This window comes from Psychrobacter namhaensis (genome assembly GCF_016107545.1).
In the GTDB taxonomy this organism is placed as follows: domain Bacteria; phylum Pseudomonadota; class Gammaproteobacteria; order Pseudomonadales; family Moraxellaceae; genus Psychrobacter; species Psychrobacter namhaensis.
This window is the reverse complement of sequence record NZ_JABASS010000002.1, coordinates 311,534-331,072: the sequence shown is the minus strand read 5'-3', so window position 1 is coordinate 331,072 and position 19,539 is coordinate 311,534. Positions and strand designations below refer to the sequence as shown.

The window sequence follows — 19,539 nt, the reverse complement described above, 5'->3', positions numbered from 1 at the left end:
CACTATGTCGTTATTTTCACATCGTGCTCATACCAGCGTTAAAGAGAGCTCTTCTTTGGCAACAGCCTCATCAAGTTGGCAAAAAAGAGCGAGTAACGGCCTGAGCCTTACACATCGACGTGCGGCGATACCGCCGTGGTTAATGAACACAGGTAGCCTCATTATTATGGGGCTTTTAGTGTTATTAAGTTTGTCTATTGGTGTGGCGGATTTTTCGTGGGCAGGTATGTTGCAAAGCGTTATCAGCCATAGTGCGAACTCTGATAGCTCACTCATGCTTGTCAGCCGCATGCCGCGGACCATTGCCATTATCTTGACTGGTATTGCTATGGCAGTGGCAGGCATGATCATTCAAGTGGTACTAAAAAACCGCTTCGTTGAGCCATCGATGGTCGGTGCGACCCAAAGCGCGGCACTTGGATTGTTGGTGGTCAGTTTGCTGTTTCCAGCCAGCGCACTCATTATAAAAATGGGCGTGGCCACCATCGCAGCCGTGTTTGGCATGATGTTATTTATGCTGCTGATTCACCGTATTCCACCGACTGATTTTTTGATGATCCCACTGATTGGTATTGTTTTTGGCGGTATCATTGAGGCGGTGACCACGTTTATCGCTTATCAAACCGAGTCGTTACAGATGCTTAGTGTTTGGCAATTTGGTGATTTTTCTGGGGTCTTGGCAGGGCGTTACGAGCTTTTGTGGCTGACGGGCGGACTGTGCATCCTAGCTTACATTATTGCTGACAAGCTGACCATCGTCGGTCTGGGTGATAATATCGCGCTAAACTTAGGCATTAGTAAACGACAGGTCACGTGGCTTGGGGTCGGCATGGTGGCGATGATGAGCGCTGTGGTGGTCGTGACGGTTGGTATGATCCCCTTTATTGGCTTGGTCGTTCCTAATATTGTTAGCCGCGTGATGGGGGATAAATTACGCCGTAGCCTGCCAGCAGTTGCGCTGTTAGGGGCATCGGCAGTCTTATTGTGCGATATTATTGGGCGTACTATCCGTTATCCATTTGAAGTGCCTGTCGCCACTGTTTTTGGTGTGGTCGGTACGGTGCTGTTCTTATGGCTATTGCTGCGCGCCCCCTCTGAACGATAAGTACTTATTGCCGCTTATTATTTTTTATTTTATCGTTATTTTGTTTGATTAGATAAGCTTGGCACCATAGGATTTAACATGCTTTCACCGTCTAGGCCTAGCTCTACAAAGTCTGACTCTACCCATACCAGCCCAGCGATAAATGATCAATACTCATCGGCTACGGGACAAAGTCACTTAACCCAATTTTGGGCATTTATCGCCAACCATCCAAAATCAATTGCAGCCGTTATACTGCTTATCTCAATGACGCTATTTTTAACGCTCAATGTCAATGGGCATTGGGATTTTGCTCTGCCGCTTCGAGGCAAAAAACTACTGGCATTGATGGTGGTCGGATATGCGATTGGTGTCTCAACATTACTGTTTCAAACCTTGACGCACAACCCCATCTTAACCCCCTCTTTATTGGGTTTTGACTCGCTGTATGTTTTGCTGCAAAGCTTGTTGGTTTTCTTTTTGGGTGCGATTAGCTTTACCAGTATCAATCCCATTGCCAAATTTACGCTTGAAATTGTCCTTATGTTTGGCGCGTCATTGCTGTTGTTTCAGTTGTTGTTTGCCAAAAGCAGTCAAGATTTGACCCGATTGATATTGGTAGGCGTGATCTTTGGGGTGTTGTTTCGCAGCTTATCGGCCTTGATTGCACGATTGATTAATCCCGATGATTTCGTCGTGGTACAGTCTGCCAGTTATGCCCAATTTAATACGGTGAATCCACAACTGCTTGGTATCAGCCTATTTATTTGTCTCACTAGTGGGTGGTTTATTTGGCGTTGGCGCTATCAGTGCGATGTATTGATGTTAGGTAAGGCACAAGCCACCAACCTTGGCATCAACTATCAACGCTTAGCATTTGGGCTACTAACCGTCATCGCGGTGTTGGTCGCCACTGCCACCGCACTGGTCGGACCTGTGACCTTTTTTGGTTTATTAGTCTGCGCGTTGACCAACCGTATCGCTCGCCATATGTATCATGGTGAGCGCCTGATATTGGTCAGCTTGGTGGCAATGATATGCTTAGTGCTCGGTCAGACTGTATTTGAGCAAGTACTGGGCATGGCCGGGGTACTATCGGTCGTCATTGAGTTAGCAGGCGGGATAGTATTTTTATTATTGATTTTTATGACCCAACGGCGTTAATAAACAGCGTCGTTAATAAACAGCGCCGCTCATACTTCATAACTGCCTTAAAAATAAGACCATTTACCATTCGATAAACACAAGAAACGCTATGATTAAAATAGATAATATCTCGCACCACATTGGTAAACAGCAAATCCTACATGACGTGACGTTGTCTTTACCAAGTGCCCAAATCATTGCCCTAATCGGCCCCAATGGGGCGGGTAAATCTACCTTATTTTCCGTCATGTCACGCTTGCAACCGCTACAGACGGGACAAGTGAGTTTCGGTGAGCATGATATTGCGAGCTGTCATGCAAGAGTGTTGGCTAAAACCGTCGCCATGCTCGGGCAAGACAATCAAGTACAAGGGCGCTTGCGGGTGCATGAGCTATTGATGTTTGGACGCTATCCTTATCATCAAGGGCAACCAACAAGTGATGATCAGCAAAAAGTACAGGAAGTGATCGAACGCTTTGAGCTTGAGCCCCTAGCCGAGCGGTTTTTATCGACTTTGTCGGGTGGGCAACGCCAACGGGTATTAATTGCGATGATTGTCTGTCAAGACACGCCTTATCTATTGCTCGATGAACCGCTGAATAACTTGGACATGTACCACGCTGGCCGTCTGATGCGTGAGCTACGTGAGTTGAGCCACAGTCAACAAAAAACTGTCGTGATTGTCCTACATGATATCAATCAAGCTGCGCAGTTCGCGGATACCGTCGTTACTATGAAAGACGGTCAAGTGATGGCGGTTGGTAAACCCGCCGATGTCCTGACCAAAGAAACCATGAAAGCGCTATATAACGTCGATGTGACCGTCTTGAGTCATCAAGATCGTCCGGTGATTGTCGATACCGTGTAAGGACTGGCGTATCTGGCACCAGCCCTATTTTGCATTTACCTCGTCACCTTTTGCAACGCTTTTGCCCGTTGTTGTCGACCTTTCCACCACAGATAAACCCCAGTACCTGATAACACCGTCACGGCCAAACCTATCATCGCTAAAAACACTTGATATAATCGGTGTCCCCACCTTTGACCAATGTGGCCCATGTGCAGCGCCCCTAACCATTGGTCTACTTTATTACCAAATACGCTTTGATCCCCAAAATGAACACGCTCAACCTTACCCGTTGCTGCATTCACCGTAATTGATGAGACCCCGCCGTGCGTGCCGATGTCTTTATCCGTTTTAAAACGCATCTGCCACTGTCTGTCTTCTTCCATCCAGCGTATACCCAGTAGTTCTTGTACGCGAGCCCCATGACGGTGAGCGACGATCTCAGCCTGGGCACTGAGATACGCGATACTATCAGCCTTACCCACCACATCCGTACCAGCGACCGTTGTCCTGCTGGGCGACTTGACTGTTGGTACGGGGGCGCTTGGTTGGGGTGCTCTCCCTTCTCTCCCCTCTAGTCCTACTACTGCTTGCATGACTGGCTGATACACCGACTTTAAGTTAAAACCAACGCTTGACCAAGCGATGACAAATAGCATGAGCCACAGCCATAAACCAAACGCTTGATGCAAATCATAATTCAGCTTAAAGATATTGGTTTTACGCCGGATTTTCCACGCAGGCAACCAGCGCTTCAGTAAAGAAGCGCGCTTTTTGCCAGATAAAGTCTGACGCGCATCTTGCTTGGACTTGTGTGATTTAACCGCTCTTGGAAAGGTAAGATAAAAGCCGATAAAACAGTTCATCGTCCAAACCAGCGCCACAATACCCAGTACCGACTTGCCAATATCGCCAAGCAATAAATCCCGATGCAACCAAAACACTTTCCACATGGTGTTTTGCCATGCCCATTCATCCTTATTACGTGTACCAATGATATGGCCGTCGTAAGGATTGACATACACTTCCTGAAATGGCGCTTTAACAGTGTTTTTAGCAGCCTGCCCTCGCACCCTATCTACCGAAAACACTGCTGATTGGGTGGTCGATAGTGAGGTTGGCATGCTAGAAAACTTATAGTCTGGATAGGCGCTGATCACACCATCATGCAGTACAGCTATCGGTAGCAGCGGCTTTGGCTGCGCTTCGATGTGAGAAAGCTTATGATTAAACACCTCATCCAGCTCGTCATGAAATGCCAAAAGCGTACCTGTGATACCAGTGATAATTAAAAAGGCTGCCATAGCCAGTCCGGTATAACGATGAATCCAAAGGCAGCTTTGGCGCATATGAAATGAAATCATTGATCTTGGTTCTTTATTAAGTGATTATTTTAATGGGCTGTTAAAAATGGTTTTTATAACGGCTATCCCCTCGTTAAAAACTCACTGGCAATAAAAAAGCCAGCTCTCCTATAAAGACAGCTGACTTTTTAACTACCATTAGGTTACCGTGGTACTAAAACTGATACGTTAAAGAGGTTTTGATGTTACGACCCATCTCAAAGTCAGTTCTTAAAGCACCATCTTCCCGAGGCTTAACGATGCGTGATGCATGGCTGGCATAGGTTTCATCAAAGAGGTTATACACCCCAACCGTCGCTTTTAAGCCCTCAACTTGTTTTGGTGAATAACTCATAAAAATGTCATGCACATCATAGTTGGGTTTTTTAATATCATCACCACCAGTGTTAGGCGTCAATGAAGCAACATAGGTACTGCGCCAGCCAAGCTCTGTCGTGTCTGTTGGCGCGTAACCAAGGTTGACCATGTATTTGTCACCTGATTCAGAGCTGCTTCCGCTTACTGAGGAGATGCTATAACCAGTATCTTCACCTTCACTACGGGCACGTTCATAGCTTAGACCCATGCTAAAATTGTTCGTTCTATAGTCAGCAGCAAGCTCTACGCCCTTAATCTTATAATCTTCGTCTTTATTGATGACGCCTTGGCAGCTACCGTTTAATTGTCCTGTCGTACAATCTAAACCAACTCTACCGTCCCCTGCGCGCACAAACTCAATATAATTTTCAATATCGGTCTCAAAGTACTTAGCACTTAGTTGGAGCGCGTCATCAGCGATGGTCAAGTCGCGTAGCGTCGTGGTAATACCCACTTCCGCGTTAGCGCCTTCTTCTGCTTTTAGGTCACTGTTGACATAAGTGCCGGCACCATTTGAGTTAAAAATAGCTTGGCTTAAGTCTGGGCCATTAAACAGCTCGGTATAGCTGGCAAAAACTTGTGTACGAGGCGCAATTTCGTAACTGGCAGCGAGCGCGCCGACGACATTGTCATAAGTCTTGCCGCCAGAGACAAACTCAGGTGACTCGTAACGATCGTAACGGACACCTGGCGTTAGTGTCAGTTTGCCCACCTGCCATTGATCTTCTAAATAAACGGAGGTGTTTTTTGCGTCATCCGTACCATTGACAGGTATGGTGGTACCACGCTGGACACTATTATAGTCAGACTCTTTTTTATAATGCTCGATACCAGCAATCAGCTTATGTGTACCAGTGATACCATCAATAATACTGCTGTCTATCACACTGGTGTTTTGTACCTTAGCGCCTGTGGTTTTCACCTGTGCATCAAACTCAAAGCCAGGATTTTTCAGATAATCAGAATCACGTAAAATCTGAGTCTTTGACTGATACACATTGGTATCAACATCGATTAAGCGATTACTTGGGTTATAGGTATAATCGAGTGCATAAGTATCACGCTTGACTTCTTGCGGAATAATGGGGTTCCAACCACCGGCAGGAAAATCAGGACGTAGGGGGAACTTTCCTTTGTTCTCAGTACGGCTAAAGCTAGCACCAACACGATGGTCATTGGCAATATGAGCACCAGCTTTTAATAGGATGTTTTCGCCTTCACTGTCTTCGGTTTGAATCTTGCGACCTTCACCGTCTTCGCCCGCCTCGGCATCACGCTTACCATAATACGCGAGTAAATCGACGTTCTCTGCTGGGGCACCATAGACGGTGGCAGAGGTCAATAGCTCATCATTGTTACTGCCATAGCCTGCGTGCAATTTGGCGCCAATTTTTTGACCCGGCTTAAGCAAGTCTGCTGCATCCACTGTCTCAAAAGCCACGGCACCACCGATGGCATCGTTACCAAGTGTCACTGAGTTATTACCAACCGCGACCTCGGCTTGTTTTAACAAATCTGGATCAATCGTGACGTCGCCCATATGATAAAACAAAGCACCCTCTTGACGAGCGCCATCAATCGTTACTTTTAGATTGGTGTCATCAAGTCCGCGCACCCGTATACGCTGGTTAACCGACGACGTGCCACCGACACTAACACCTGGGACTACCTCTAAAAAATCACTCAAATGGCTTGCTTGAGCAGCTGGAGTGTAATCATCTATATAAACAGAGCCCTCTTGCACATTGTCACGTACCGAGCTATTGGCAGTCACGGTGATGGTCTGTAAGGTGGTATTTGGTAGGTTTTCTGCCGTGGCGGCACTGGCTGCTTGTGACCATAGTACCGCTGCCACGCCCATGGACAATACCGTCAATTGATTAGCTAGCTTTACTTCACGCATCACACACTCGCTTTATTATCAGGATTAGAATTTTTGAGGTCTGTTTATTTTTGAGAACTGTCTTTTAGACAGTTTGGCGTCTTGATAACACCAAACTTTGCACACAAATAGCAATGTTAATGATAATTGTTAGCATTCAATAAAGAGAGGCATAATAACGAAGTATTAACAATATGGCAATAATTAATGTGAGAAATTTCCTACCTTGTCTTACTTAACTCTTGAGACGATAAGGATAGAAGCACAGGTACAGACAGCTATGTAAAGTTAGAGGCGTGATGGCTTTTTTTAAAACTGTAGAGTGGCACTCATTTGAGAGGAATAAGCGGTTTTATGACGGTAGTTTACGAGCGTCCTTACTCATGACTTGTTTTTCATGTACTATTGTACTAGAATACTGAAACAAGCTAATGATTAGCGCTCTATTTTTTTCTTTTATGAAGCACACCTATTATGAGTACTAACCCCTATCACAGTTTATTGAAACATTTAGCCAATTGTCATGACAGCACCGATATCGAAGTGCTATTCAGGGCGCTATTGACGGACAAAGAGCAACACGAGATTGCCAATCGTATCCGTATTTTTGACTTGTTAGAGTGCGGTGCAACCCAGCGTGATATAGCTGAGCAGTTAGGCGTCGGTATTGCCACGGTCTCGCGAGGCGCTAAAGCCATGCAAAGTCATGACGTCAGTGCCTTGCTCGCGACCCATAGGCAAGGTTCTTGAGGCACGCAAGCACTCTGTCGACATTTTTCTTCTTTTTAGCTGACACCCATTTAAATGATTTCGGATTTTGTTATGACTTCTACGACGCCCCAGCACAGCCAACCTGCGCCTATTGACATTCCCAGCAAACCGAAGCGCATAAAGCTTACGCAAGATATTGACTTTTTTGCTTTGTTCAAACGTATTGAGCGGGCTTTTGAGACGTGTTATTTGCTCGAATCATTGGGCGAAGAGAGTCACATATCACGTCACCACGCCATTGGTTTTGATCCTGTCATGACCGTTGCCGCCCTAGATCGCACTACCCTTGCCATCACTGACAATAAAACGGCTGAAACACGCCACTATCAAACCGACAATCCTTATCAATTACTGCGCAAGATTACGCCGCAGCACGTCATTGCTCGTGATCAAAGTGGCGGTCTGGTCGGTTATTTGGGTTACGACAGTGTGAATTTTTTTGAGCCGAGTCTCAATGCCAAAGCCAGCGATGACTTTGAGCCATTTAAATTTGGTGTGTATTTGGATGGCTTAACGCTTGATAAGATGACCGGTGAGATTTTCTATTTTTATTATCCCACCGCTCAGCAAGACAACCGTATCAAGCAAATCAAAGCCTTACTTGATGCGCCAACACCAAACTATGAGCCACCCAAGGTTGAATTTTTGGGTGATGGCATGAGTCAAGTGGAGCATGCCCGGGCCGTCATGCAAGTAAAAGAAGACATTATCTCTGGACGTATATTTCAATGCGAGGTGGGTTTTAAATCTAAATACCGTATTACTGGTGACAAGATGCCAATTTATGAAAAACTGCGAACGGTCAATCCATCACCGCATATGTACTTTATGAAATTTGCCCAGCAATGCATTATCGGTGCCTCTCCTGAGCTGCTTTTTCGCTTGCGTCAAGGTGAGATGGAAACCTATCCCCTAGCTGGTACTGCCAAGCGCGGCGCGGATGTGGTCGAAGATCGTAAGCTCGCCCGCGCCTTACTTAATGATGCTAAAGAGATTGCTGAGCACAATATGTTAGTCGACCTACATCGCAACGATATTGGCCGCGTGGCACAGTTTGGCACCGTAAAAGTACGTAGCTTAATGGACATCAAACGCTTCTCACACGTACAACATATCTCCTCTGAAATCGTTGGCATCTTACACCCTAACGAAGATATGTTTAGCGCCCTCGCGAGCAACTTCCCCGCCGGCACCCTGTCAGGCGCGCCCAAGGTGGAAGCCATCAAAGTCATCAATGAGTTAGAACCGGATGGTCGCGGCGCTTATGGCGGTGCACTCGGCTCCTTTAATTTTAATGGGGATTGTATCTTTGCCATTCCCATCCGCAGCTTATTTATCAGCGGCGAGTCGGCTTACGCGCAAACCTGCGGTGGCAATGTTTATGACTCCAATCCAGCGGATGAATATGTAGAGATTCACCGCAAACTGTCGGCGATGAAAGTGGTGTTAGACAGTTTTATGCATCCGTAAATTGACTATATTTTATTAGAGAGTTTATAACCCATGAATGTTTTAATTATCGATAACTACGACTCGTTTACCTTTAATCTTTACCAATATATCGGCGAGATTTTGCAGACAATGGACGGGAGTAAAGCTGCCAACGTCATCGTTAAACGCAATAACGAGGTGACTTTAGCAGAGGTGCAGGCGATGAATCTTGACCGTATCATCATTTCACCTGGTCCTGGCGCACCTGATGATCCCGCCTATTTTGGTATTTGTGCAGACGTGATTGAAACACTGGGTAAAACAACACCCATATTGGGCGTTTGCTTAGGTATGCAGGGTATTGCGCATGTGTTTGGCGGCGACGTGATACGTGCCAGTGTGCCGATGCATGGCAAGGTTTCAGCGATTCGCCACAATGGTGAAGGCATCTATCAAGGATTGCCACAAGAGGTTGAAATCATGCGCTATCATTCTTTAATGGTACAAGCGGACACGCTACCGGACTGCCTAACCGTCACTGCCGTCGTCGCCAATGAGGCGCGTACAGAGCTAAGCTTGGCTGAGTCGGCATTGGCTGGTGATGAAATAATGGGACTGGCGCACAAAGACTACCCGATTCAAGGCGTACAGTTTCACCCAGAGTCTTTTGCCACCGAAGGCGCTAAGCGTTTGCTAAGTAACTTTTTATTGCAGGTATAAAGCGAGACATTCAAATTTTAAAACGTGATGTTAAAGGGCAATAAAGAGCAGACTGCCATTCAAAACATGTTATGCAGATTTTAGACCAAACGGACTTGCGTTAGGACTTGATTAACGCTTTAATGAGACACTGAAAAAACGTATAAAAGGCAGCCCTCAACCGGGTTGTCTTTTTTCTTATTTTAGTGTGGTCTTCAGTCTTGTCTTAGAGGACTGAAACCGTTTATAACATCGTGGAGCATTGCGACACTCAGATAAAAACAAGAGACAGGATATGGCAAACTCCCACAGCGCAACGGCAGCGCGGCAGTCATGGATCGGCACCATTCAGATCATTACAGCAGCAATCTGCTGGGGTACTTTAGGTATCTTTTCGACTTACCTCAACCAGATCGGCTTTAGTGGCTGGCAAATCACCATCTTACGCATCGTCACTGCCGCGTTGCTTGTTTTAGTTATGCTACCCAAGCTGTGGCCCCATCTTATCAAACTCCGTCCAAAGCAATGGCTTGGGCTGGCGCTTCAATCTTTGATAGGTGTCCTGAGTATGTCGGTATGCTATTTCTTTGCCGTGATCTACGTCGGCGCTGGCCCTGCCGTTGCCTTGCTGTACACTGCCCCAGTTTTTAGCTTATTGTTTTCAGCCTTTTTACTCAATGAAACCATTACGCGGCAGTCAGCATTATTGGCACTCATGGCAGTCTCTGGTGTCGGCTTGACGATGTTAGGCGATGAGGCGCAGGTAAACTGGGGGATTATATTGGGGCTACTGTCAGGTATGTGCTACTCCTTATACGGGGTGCTGGGCAAGCGCGCCATGCACTACGCACACCCGGCACCTTTGGTGTTTTTTACCTCTATTATCATCAGTGCCAGCGTGCTGTTATTACTACCAGAAACCTATCATACTTATGAACAGTTATTGACTTTACCATTGCACACGTGGGGATACGCCTTGGGACTGTCTTTGGTTGGCACCGTCGTGCCCTTTGCACTCTATATGAAAGCGTTAGAAAAGCTCCCTGCCACTCGTGCATCGGTGTTTACTATATTTGAGCCGTTGACCGCGATTGCCCTTGCCATCCTACTACTCCATCAATCCCTGTCGTTGGTTCAATATTTGGGCGTGGTGTTAATTTTGTTAGCCGCGTTATTGAATGCGGTACTAAATGGCAGCACAACTCGCGTACCACGGTGGCTAAAAAGACGGCAAAAAGCTTAGTCACGCGGTCTCACTACTTAGAAAGCCTCTATAGCCGCTTTCGTCAAAAAGCCCCAACCGTGCCAGCACAGTTGGGGCTTTCTTTTTTCAAGATTGACCGTACCCATCAAGGATCCACGCATCAGTGATTTGCTCAACCATGCGACCAAGCTTAAGCGGGTTACTGCTCGATACGCTGTAAAAATGCCTGCGTTCTTGGGTGTTTTGAGTCCTCAAATAATTGCTTAGCACTGCCTTCTTCAACCACATGCCCGTCTTCGATTAACACCACATGGTCCGCCACGTCACGGGCAAAGTTGATTTCGTGAGTCACCACCACCATCGTCCAGCCTTCAGAGGCCAGCTGCTTCATGGTTTCAAGGACATCTTGTACCAGCTCTGGATCAAGTGCAGATGTCGGCTCATCAAACAGTAATAACGACGGTTCGATAGCCAGCGCACGGGCAATCCCAATACGCTGCTGCTGACCACCAGACAACTGAAACGGATAGAGATCCGCTTTATCCGACAACCCCACTTTATCCAGCAGCACTAATGCCTGCTCACGGGCTTGCGCTTTGCTCTGCCCTTGTACCACCGTAGGACCAAGCATTAAGTTTTCGATTGCTGTTTTGTGCGGAAACAAATTATAAGACTGAAAAACCATACCCGACTTACGTTGCAGCGCCAGTAAGGTTTTTTTCTTAGGTTTGGTGGCAAAATCAACGGTTAAGCTGCCATCATCAAAGGCAATAACGCCTTGATCCGGAATCTCAAGCGCATTGAGACAACGCAAAAAAGTGGTTTTACCCGAACCTGATGGCCCTAATATGACGACCACCTTCCCTTTATGAATCGTCAAGTCGATGCCTTTGAGCACTTGATTGCTCCCAAAGGCTTTGTGGATATTAGTGACTTTGATCATAAAGGTTCCTGTGCTACAAAGGATACTGAAACTATGGAATAATTAAAAATATTGAAAGGTGAGCCATCCGCTATTTTGCCACGTAACGATCAAGACGGGTTTCAAGCTTACCTTGGATAAAGGTTAAGAACAGACAGATACCCCAGTAAATAATCGCCGCTTCGGTATAGACCAGCATAAACTCGTAGTTACGCGCCGTGATTATCTGCGCTTGCTTAAACAGCTCAGTCACCAACACCAATGACGCCAATGAGGTGTCTTTTACCAGACTAATAAACGTATTGGATAAAGGCGGCACCGATACTCTGAGTGCTTGTGGCAAAATGACATGACGAAAGGTCTGTAAGTACGTCAAACCAACGGTCGATCCTGCTTCCCATTGGCCTTTTGGAATAGACAAAATTGAGGCACGCACTGTCTCTGACGCATAAGCGCCAATATTGAGCGAAAAGGCAATAATCGCTGAAGGAAAGGGGTCAAGCTTGACGCCAACACTTGGCAGACCATAGAAGATAATAAACAGCTGAACCAGCATGGGTGTCCCGCGAATGGCGGACACATAAATACGCGCCAGTCTGTAAACAATCTCATGAAACCAGCCTGCCCGTGGAACGATACGAATCAGCGCCACTGTCAGCGCAATCACCATACCAATAGCAAACGAGATCAATGCCAGTGGTATCGAATAATAGATACCACCTTTGAGCATGGGCCAAAAAGACGAGATAACAATCTGCGCCCGATCAGGGCTCATGAACGGCAATAATGCCAATAAATCCGCAAACCACGACACAGACATAATAGAAGCTGGCATGATAGACCCTGACATTATTTTTGTTGACTTACATCAGCACCAAAGAATTCTTCGCTAAGTTTGGTGAGCGTACCATCAGCCGCCAACTCTGCCATCGCTTCATCCAGTTTTGCTACAACGGCATCGTCCCCTTTTATGAGCACCAAACCTGAACCACGTTGCTCGCTCGCAGGCGCTGTCAATTTAATCTCAAGCTCCGCATCTGGGAATTTTTTTAGATAATCCAATACAGCAAGGTTGTCGTTCATGGTAAAGTCAGCACGGTCTTGTTTGACCAACTGGATTGCTTGCGCCATACCATCGACAGGGACGAGTTCTACACCATAACGTTCTGCCAGCTCACCATAGTTACTGCTGAGTGATTGCGCAGTGCGTAGGCCTTTTAAGTCCTCCCAAGAGCCATAACGATTGTCATCAGTTGGGGCCAAGACCACCGCGCCTGACCAGCTATAAGCCATGGCTTTATCATACTTCGCTTTACGCTCAGGCGTGGTCAAGCTGACTTGGTTGGCCACCATATCAAAGCGTTTTGAATCCAAACCTGCCAGCATGGCATCCCACTGGGTTTCTTTGAACTCGACTTCTACGCCTAGCTTATCAGCAACGGCACGTGTCACTTCGACGTCATAGCCTGTGAGTTTTCCACTCTTATCATGATAAGTGAACGGTGGATAAGTCCCTTCTGTACCAACGTTGATGGTGCCACCATTATTGATACGTTGCAGCAAGTCCGAACCGCCTGTCGCAGCACTGTCCGTCGTATTGTTATCGGTATCACTAGTAGACTGGCCACAAGCAGCAAGTAACAGTGTACTGGCGGCTAGGGCTAAAAGAGTACGACGTTTCATAAGACGTCCTTATAAGAGTGAATGAGTAAATCGGCGTGTATAAATAACAGCTAATAAGGAGAAAACCCGCCCAGACAGATATTAAAACACATATTTGTCCTACAATATTTGGCTTTGGCTGCCCGATTTGAGGATACACAGCATATTTTTCAATGCTGTTTTTACATTAATTGTGAAATTTTAGACCGTTTTAGGCAATCTTTTAACTTTAGCGCCAGTGAATTAGAACGTCCTCAACACTCGGCCAAACAGAGGCTGCGAACCATTCATCTCAGAGGCACGGTATTGTTCTTTAATTAAAACGACTATAGCGCACTTAAGTGAGAATAAACGTACAAAAACCGTGAGCGTGCGTCAGGTGCTTACAGTTCGCCTGAGAATTGATAACGATCACCAGCATGCCACATTTTGACAAAGGTCAACACTTGACCTGCCGAGTAGGTTTGGCGACGCAACACTAGGGTCGGCGACTGCGGTGCGATTTGTAAAAAACGGGCGATCTCGTCAGGTGCTGCTATTGCTCGAATGGTATAGCTGCCCCGCTCTAATGGACTTTTGGCAATTAAATACTCACTGGTATTGACCACGCTAAAATCTTGCGCCATAAATTCTGGGACTTTATGGGCGTCGACCCAGCGCTCTTCGAACTGGATGGGCTGACCATCCGCAAAATGGATGATTTTTACCTCATATAGCACGGGCGCATGACTGCTGTTATCTACGCCATGATCTTTCTCTATATCAAATTTACGTCGCAGCTCCTCATCGAGCATATCAGCCGTCACCGCACGCTTGCTCACAACCTTCGCTTCATAGTCACGATTGGCCGACTTTAGATCCTGCGCGATATTACGCACCTCCACAAAGGTGTGATTGAACTGTTGCTGTGCGACAAATGTCCCCGACCCTTGCCGACGCTCCAGCACCCGCTCCTCACTCAGCTCTTTTAAGGCGCGGTTGACCGTCATCCGCGACACCCCGAACTCCTCAGCCAGTGCCATTTCTGTAGAAATCGCATTGCCCGCTTGCCACTTACCAGAGTGGATATTGTCTAGTATGGCGTTTTTTATTCGTTGATACGCCGGTATCGTTTTTTTCATATCCGTCTTTAACCGTCAGTTCTGCTAGTAAGAATAGCGCCATAATATCATGAGACTGCGCCACAAGCCTCAGCCAATACCCCAAAGCGCTCGGTATTTGCTAAATCGATCACAAAAATAATGAGGGCATCAATAAAAAAATCCTTGCATGAAAAAATAATCTTTGATAATTTGTATATACAACTTATTCATTGTACCAAATAATCTTTCTAAAAACTGTGTAAACAACCCCTCTATAAACAATCACAAGGACCGAGCATGACTACCAAGAACGGAATGAGTAACAGCGCTGAATTCACCCGCCGTGATGAGAGTCGTGATATTGCCGCACCCACTGGCAGTACACTTCACTGCAAGAGCTGGCTGACCGAAGCCCCTTATCGCATGCTACAAAATAACTTGCATCCTGATGTCGCTGAAAACCCAAAAAGCCTGGTGGTTTATGGCGGTATCGGACGTGCTGCGCGTAACTGGGAAAGCTATGACCAAATTTTAGCGTCTCTCAAAGAGCTAGAAGACGACGAGACCTTATTGGTACAGTCAGGCAAACCGGTTGGTGTCTTCCAGACTCATGAAAACGCGCCGCGTGTCTTGATTGCCAACTCCAATCTTGTACCGCGCTGGGCGACGTGGGAGCACTTCAATGAGCTGGATCGCAAAGACTTGTTTATGTACGGTCAGATGACTGCTGGCAGCTGGATCTATATCGGTACGCAAGGCATCGTTCAAGGTACTTATGAAACCTTTGTCGAAGCGGGTCGTCAGCACTATGATGGCAGCTGGGAAGGACGTTGGATTTTGACCGCTGGTCTTGGTGGCATGGGCGGCGCGCAGCCACTAGCCGCGACCTTTGCTGGTGCGACTTCTCTAAACATCGAATGCCAACAATCTAGTATCGATTTTCGTTTGCGCACCGGTTACGTCGATAAGCAAGCGGATGATCTGGACCACGCCTATGAGTTGATTAAACAGCATACGGCTGCTGGTGAAGCCATATCCATCGCGCTACTTGGTAATGCCGCAGATATATTGCCTGAGATGGTCAAACGCGCCCGCGCAGGTGACATCAAGCCTGATTTGGTCACCGATCAGACCTCAGCGCATGACCTGATCAATGGCTATCTGCCAAGTGGTTGGACGGTTGAAGAATGGAAAGCCGCTCAAGAAGACCCTGAGCAACACGCAGCCCTCACCAAAGCCGCCGCGGCTTCTTGTGCCACACACGTACAGGCGATTTTAGATCTGCAAGCGATGGGGGTTCCTGCAACCGACTATGGCAACAACATCCGTCAGGTGGCGTTTGATGAAGGGGTGAAAGACGCCTTTAATTTCCCCGGTTTTGTCCCCGCTTATATTCGCCCGCTGTTTTGCCAAGGCAAAGGCCCGTTCCGCTGGGTGGCACTGTCAGGTGATCCAGAAGACATTTATAAAACCGATCAAAAAATCAAAGAGCTGTTCCCTGAAAACACCCATGTCCATCGTTGGCTTGACATGGCAAAAGAGCGCATTCAATTCCAAGGTCTGCCTGCGCGTATCTGTTGGTTAGGTCTGGGTGAGCGTGACAAAGCAGGCCTCGCCTTTAACGAGATGGTCAAAAATGGTGAGCTAAAAGGCCCTATCGTCATCGGTCGTGACCATTTAGACACAGGCTCGGTTGCTAGCCCCAACCGCGAAACAGAAAGCATGAAAGATGGCTCAGATGCAGTATCTGACTGGGCGCTATTGAACGGCATGCTCAATGTTGCAGGCGGTGCGACTTGGGTATCATTGCATCATGGTGGCGGCGTTGGCATGGGTTACTCGCAGCACTCTGGCATGGTCATCGTCGCTGATGGTACGGATGCCGCCGCCAAACGCTTAGCACGCGTACTGGTCAATGACTGCGGCTCAGGGGTCATGCGTCATGCAGATGCAGGTTATGAGCTCGCCATCAAAACCGCTAAAGAGTATGGTCTAAACCTGCCGATGATTAAGTAGATCATCTAAAACCGTTTATCAAGGAGGATAACATGATCGAGCAAAATACGGCTACCACGATCGGCGCTGCGGCAGCGCCACCCCCACCAGAAAAACTACTGTCCAAACCTGTGGCGCTGATACAGCTTGTTGTGTTTAGTGCCATTGGCTTAATTATGTTTTTCGTGCCGTTTACCATTGGTGAAAAAAGCACGATCTTGTTCGATCATGGCGCGACCTACTTAGTAAATCAGCAGCATACATTATCTGTCACCTTGCTATTTTTATTGATGCTTTATGGGGTCAGTAAACCATTTATAGATGGCTCATGGCGCAAAAACATCACCCATATGATTATGACTGTGTTCAAAGTCATCGGTCTCATACTAGCAGTGATGTATATTACCGGTACCGCGCCTGCCGTTATGATGGAAACCGACATGCTGCCGTTTTTATTTGAAAAACTGGCATTACCCGTCGGCATGATTGTGCCGCTTGGGGCGTTAATTTTGGCCTTTCTCGTCGGTTTCGGCTTGTTAGAGATGGTTGGCGTTCTTATGCAGCCCATTATGAAACCTATCTGGAAAACGCCGGGGTCATCGGCAATCGATGCGGTGGCGTCTTTTGTGGGTAGCTACTCTATTGGTCTACTGATCACCAATCGCGTGTACCTGCAAAAGCAGTATTCAGCGCGTGAAGCCATTATCATTGCAACGGGATTTTCGACCGTATCAGCCGCGTTTATGGTGATTGTGGCAAAAACGCTCGGTCTGATGGAATTTTGGAATGTGTTCTTTTGGTCGACATTGGTGATTACATTTATTGTCACTGCCATTACCGCCCGTATTCCGCCGATCAGCCTTTTTGATGACGAGGTTGAGCGTCCCGACCTCGACCATACACGTGGCACCCGACTGGCAGCAGCGTTTGATTTGGGTTTATCGACGTCACGTCGCGCAACAGATCTCAAACAGATTTTATGGTCGAACTTTCGTGACGGTCTCACCATGGCAGCGGCGATTGTGCCTTCCATTATCGCTGTGGGCTTAACAGGATTACTATTGGCCAAGTACACGCCAGTGTTTGACGCATTAGGTTTACTACTCTACCCCTTTACATGGCTTGGCGGGTTACCAGAGCCGCTGGTGGCTGCCAAAGGTATGTCAGCAGGGTTGGCGGAGATGTTCTTGCCAGCTTTATTACTCAGTGAGGCCGATATATTGACACGCTACGTGGCAGGCGTTATCTCCATTAGCAGTGTGCTGTTTTTTTCTGCCATGATTCCGTGTGTACTGGCAACCGAAATCCCAGTCTCTGTTGGCAAAATGGTCATCATTTGGTTTGAGCGCGTGGTTCTCAGTATTTTACTGGCTGCCGCATTTGGACAGCTGGCCATGTACCTAAATTGGATTGGATAAGAAACACCAGATTGGACAAAAAACTGAGATACCATACCTGCAACCACTGTATAGATAGCAAATCACTACTATCGCTTATAAAATTAGGATTACCCCCATGACTGATATCAAAAAACTCACACTACACCCGCGTAAGCTTAGCTTTGAGATGCTACGCGATATCTATGAGCAGCCTGTGGTACTGACCCTGCCTGATAGCGCTTATGAGGCGATAGATGCGTCCCATGCAGATGTACAGACCATCATTGCGCGTGACAAAAGCGCGTATGGTATCAACACTGGTTTTGGCCTGTTAGCAAAGACCCGTATTAGTGATGACCAGCTTGAGCTGCTGCAACGTAACCTGATCGTGTCTCACTCAGTGGGTACGGGCGAGGCGCTGCCAGACAGTGTGGTTCGCCTCATTATGGTGATGAAAGTTGCCAGCCTAGCGCAAGGGGTGTCTGGCGTACGTCGCGCTGTGGTCGATAGCTTACTTGGCTTAATCAACCATCAAATTACCCCCAATATCCCTGCCAAAGGCTCAGTTGGCGCGTCTGGTGATTTAGCGCCTCTATCCCATATGACGCTTGCCATGATGGGTGAAGGCCATGTTTACGTTGATGGTAAAAAAGTCCTCGCGGCCGACGCTTTAGCCCAGCACGGACTTGAACCAATCACTCTAGCGGCCAAAGAAGGTCTTGCCCTCATCAATGGTACACAAGTCTCAACGGCGCTCGCCCTACGTGGCTACTTCTTAGCGCGCGACCTACTTGAGACAGCAACCATCGTCGGCTCCATGTCTATTGACGCGGCCAAAGGCTCAGACTCGCCATTTGATGCCCGTATTCATGAAGTACGTGGCCATCATGGTCAAATTGAAATCGCCAAAGCACACCGCCAGCTCATCAAAGGTAGTGCCATTCGCGCCTCGCATGATGGCGAGCAAGACGATAGAGTACAAGATCCTTACTGCTTGCGTTGTCAGCCGCAGGTGATGGGCGCTTGCCTTGATATCATCAATCAAGCTGGCAAAACCTTACTCATTGAATCCAATGCCGTGACCGATAACCCACTCATTTTTAATAATGAAGACGGCCCTGTTGCCATCTCAGGGGGTAACTTTCATGCTGAACCCGTTGCCTTTGCCGCGGATACTTTAGCCTTGGCAATCGCCGAGATTGGTTCTATGTCTGAGCGCCGTGTGGCCTTGCTGATTGATGCAACTTTATCCGGTGGACTACCACCATTCTTGGTTGATAATGCTGGGGTGAACTCAGGCTTTATGATTGCCCATGTCACAGCAGCAGCGCTGGCCTCAGAAAATAAATCCATCGCGCATCCCGGCAGTGTCGATAGTATCCCGACTTCTGCCAACCAAGAAGACCATGTATCGATGGCGACCTATTGCGCACGACGTCTATACGAGATGGCGCAAAACACGGCAACCATTATCGGTATTGAGCTATTGGCGGCTGGACAAGGGATCGACTTTCATCGCGGCCTAGAAACTTCAGAGATGTTGACGACCGCACATCAAAAACTACGCGCGCAAGTGGCTTTTTATGACAAAGACCGCTACCTAGCGCCTGATATCGAAGCGGCCAAACAGCTGGTATTAGATGGCACGCTGACTGAGCACTGGCAAGCACTACGCAGTAATTGGTATGAGTCAAAATAAAGGCTCATTGAGCTT

Annotated in this window: 16 protein-coding genes; 10 read left to right on the top strand and 6 right to left on the bottom strand. The window is 47.3% G+C overall.

All coding sequences use genetic code 11. The features are described 5' to 3' along the window. Window positions 1-142: 142 nt before the first annotated feature. The 3 genes from JFC06_RS03345 to JFC06_RS03335 all read left to right on the top strand — a co-directional run bounded on the left by JFC06_RS03345 (window position 143) and on the right by JFC06_RS03335 (window position 3,098). Entirely contained in the window at window positions 143-1,105 is a 963-nt protein-coding gene (locus tag JFC06_RS03345) for an ABC transporter permease (protein ID WP_227670240.1), read from the top strand. Window positions 1,106-1,183: 78 nt separating this feature from the next. Next, window positions 1,184-2,248, top strand: coding sequence for an iron chelate uptake ABC transporter family permease subunit (locus tag JFC06_RS03340; protein WP_198333961.1), 1,065 nt, complete (start codon window positions 1,184-1,186; stop codon window positions 2,246-2,248). A gap of 91 nt (window positions 2,249-2,339) precedes the next feature. Then, window positions 2,340-3,098 carry an iron ABC transporter ATP-binding protein gene (locus JFC06_RS03335; protein WP_198333960.1) on the top strand — a complete coding sequence of 253 codons (759 nt, stop codon included), beginning with the start codon at window positions 2,340-2,342 and terminating at the stop codon, window positions 3,096-3,098. Between the two features lie 35 nt (window positions 3,099-3,133). Here the strand turns inward: JFC06_RS03335 and JFC06_RS03330 are convergent, their stop codons facing one another. After that, window positions 3,134-4,426: a PepSY-associated TM helix domain-containing protein gene (locus JFC06_RS03330; protein ID WP_227670239.1), complete on the bottom strand. Its 1,293-nt coding sequence runs from the start codon at window positions 4,424-4,426 to the stop codon at window positions 3,134-3,136. A gap of 169 nt (window positions 4,427-4,595) precedes the next feature. Beyond that, on the bottom strand, window positions 4,596-6,701 hold the full coding sequence (locus JFC06_RS03325; RefSeq protein WP_198333958.1) for a TonB-dependent receptor domain-containing protein: 2,106 nt from the start codon (window positions 6,699-6,701) through the stop codon (window positions 4,596-4,598). A gap of 453 nt (window positions 6,702-7,154) precedes the next feature. Between JFC06_RS03325 and JFC06_RS03320 the strand changes: the two genes are divergently transcribed. The 4 genes from JFC06_RS03320 (at window position 7,155) to JFC06_RS03305 (ending at window position 10,824) form a co-directional block, all read left to right on the top strand. Continuing rightward, window positions 7,155-7,430, top strand: coding sequence for a Trp family transcriptional regulator (locus tag JFC06_RS03320; RefSeq protein ID WP_198333957.1), 276 nt, complete (start codon window positions 7,155-7,157; stop codon window positions 7,428-7,430). 72 nt (window positions 7,431-7,502) lie between these two features. Then, complete coding sequence (locus tag JFC06_RS03315; RefSeq protein WP_198333956.1) at window positions 7,503-8,921, top strand: anthranilate synthase component I family protein; 1,419 nt, start codon at window positions 7,503-7,505, stop codon at window positions 8,919-8,921. 33 nt (window positions 8,922-8,954) lie between these two features. Next, a complete protein-coding gene (locus tag JFC06_RS03310; RefSeq protein ID WP_198333955.1) occupies window positions 8,955-9,602 on the top strand; it encodes an anthranilate synthase component II in 648 nt (215 codons plus the stop codon). A 274-nt stretch (window positions 9,603-9,876) separates the two neighbouring features. Beyond that, entirely contained in the window at window positions 9,877-10,824 is a 948-nt protein-coding gene (locus JFC06_RS03305; RefSeq protein WP_198333954.1) for a DMT family transporter, read from the top strand. A 160-nt stretch (window positions 10,825-10,984) separates the two neighbouring features. Here JFC06_RS03305 and JFC06_RS03300 read toward each other — a convergent pair whose 3' ends face one another. The 4 genes from JFC06_RS03300 to JFC06_RS03285 form a co-directional block, all read right to left on the bottom strand. Then, window positions 10,985-11,728, bottom strand: coding sequence for an amino acid ABC transporter ATP-binding protein (locus tag JFC06_RS03300; protein ID WP_198333953.1), 744 nt, complete (start codon window positions 11,726-11,728; stop codon window positions 10,985-10,987). Window positions 11,729-11,798: 70 nt separating this feature from the next. Beyond that, complete coding sequence (locus JFC06_RS03295; protein WP_287022324.1) at window positions 11,799-12,542, bottom strand: amino acid ABC transporter permease; 744 nt, start codon at window positions 12,540-12,542, stop codon at window positions 11,799-11,801. 14 nt (window positions 12,543-12,556) lie between these two features. Further along, a complete protein-coding gene (locus tag JFC06_RS03290) occupies window positions 12,557-13,390 on the bottom strand; it encodes an amino acid ABC transporter substrate-binding protein (RefSeq protein ID WP_198333952.1) in 834 nt (277 codons plus the stop codon). A 362-nt stretch (window positions 13,391-13,752) separates the two neighbouring features. Next, on the bottom strand, window positions 13,753-14,490 hold the full coding sequence (locus JFC06_RS03285; protein WP_198333951.1) for a UTRA domain-containing protein: 738 nt from the start codon (window positions 14,488-14,490) through the stop codon (window positions 13,753-13,755). 276 nt (window positions 14,491-14,766) lie between these two features. On the opposite strand from JFC06_RS03285, the gene hutU reads away from it, so the two are divergent. The 3 genes from hutU to hutH all read left to right on the top strand — a co-directional run bounded on the left by hutU (window position 14,767) and on the right by hutH (window position 19,524). Next, window positions 14,767-16,467 (top strand): urocanate hydratase, encoded by a 1,701-nt coding sequence (hutU, locus tag JFC06_RS03280; protein ID WP_198334035.1) that lies wholly within the window; start codon window positions 14,767-14,769, stop codon window positions 16,465-16,467. 32 nt (window positions 16,468-16,499) lie between these two features. Beyond that, window positions 16,500-17,864 (top strand): YjiH family protein, encoded by a 1,365-nt coding sequence (locus tag JFC06_RS03275; RefSeq protein ID WP_226949421.1) that lies wholly within the window; start codon window positions 16,500-16,502, stop codon window positions 17,862-17,864. 97 nt (window positions 17,865-17,961) lie between these two features. Further along, window positions 17,962-19,524 carry a histidine ammonia-lyase gene (gene hutH / locus JFC06_RS03270; RefSeq protein WP_198333950.1) on the top strand — a complete coding sequence of 521 codons (1,563 nt, stop codon included), beginning with the start codon at window positions 17,962-17,964 and terminating at the stop codon, window positions 19,522-19,524. Window positions 19,525-19,539 lie beyond the last annotated feature (15 nt).